7 tRNA genes are annotated in these 693 nt (G+C 52.8%); all 7 read right to left on the reverse strand.

The window, feature by feature from the left end:
- Positions 1-47: 47 nt before the first annotated feature.
- The 7 genes from GEZ85_RS10125 to GEZ85_RS10155 all read right to left on the reverse strand — a co-directional run bounded on the left by GEZ85_RS10125 (position 48) and on the right by GEZ85_RS10155 (position 659).
- Positions 48-121: transfer RNA gene (locus tag GEZ85_RS10125), tRNA-Met, on the reverse strand.
- 10 nt (positions 122-131) lie between these two features.
- Positions 132-221 (reverse strand) — tRNA-Ser (locus GEZ85_RS10130).
- A 12-nt stretch (positions 222-233) separates the two neighbouring features.
- Positions 234-307: transfer RNA gene (locus GEZ85_RS10135), tRNA-Ile, on the reverse strand.
- A 13-nt stretch (positions 308-320) separates the two neighbouring features.
- Positions 321-394: transfer RNA gene (locus GEZ85_RS10140), tRNA-Met, on the reverse strand.
- A gap of 5 nt (positions 395-399) precedes the next feature.
- Positions 400-473 (reverse strand) — tRNA-Pro (locus GEZ85_RS10145).
- A 15-nt stretch (positions 474-488) separates the two neighbouring features.
- Positions 489-562 (reverse strand) — tRNA-Arg (locus GEZ85_RS10150).
- A gap of 11 nt (positions 563-573) precedes the next feature.
- Positions 574-659, reverse strand: a tRNA-Leu gene (locus tag GEZ85_RS10155).
- Positions 660-693: the final 34 nt, after the last annotated feature.

Consider the following 693-nt stretch of genomic DNA (forward strand, 5'->3'; position numbering starts at 1 on the left):
CATGGAGCTTCAATCCATTGCTCTACCAACTGAGCTACCGAGCCTTATTGCGGGAGCAGGATTTGAACCTACGACCTTCGGGTTATGAGCCCGACGAGCTACCGAGCTGCTCCATCCCGCGTTAATATAAAAGGAGGATGTGGGATTCGAACCCACGCACGCTTTTACACGCCTGACGGTTTTCAAGACCGTTCCCTTCAGCCGGACTTGGGTAATCCTCCATGCTATTCAAATGGACCTTGTAGGACTTGAACCTACGACCACTCGGTTATGAGCCGAGAGCTCTAACCAGCTGAGCTAAAGGTCCAACAAGATCATTATAGCGGCGAAGGGGATCGAACCCCCGACCTCCCGGGTATGAACCGGACGCTCTAGCCAGCTGAGCTACACCGCCATGAATCGGGAAGACAGGATTCGAACCTGCGACACCTTGGTCCCAAACCAAGTACTCTACCAAGCTGAGCTACTTCCCGAGTTAAATAGAAAAATGCACCCTAGAGGAGTCGAACCTCTAACCGCCTGATTCGTAGTCAGGTACTCTATCCAGTTGAGCTAAGGGTGCTCATTATATTATGCCGAGGACCGGAATCGAACCGGTACGATCGTTACCAATCGCAGGATTTTAAGTCCTGTGCGTCTGCCAGTTCCGCCACCCCGGCCTCTCTAAGCGAACGACGGGATTCGAACCCGCGA

The organism is Streptococcus mitis (genome assembly GCF_009496205.1).
Lineage (GTDB): Bacteria > Bacillota > Bacilli > Lactobacillales > Streptococcaceae > Streptococcus > Streptococcus mitis_BN.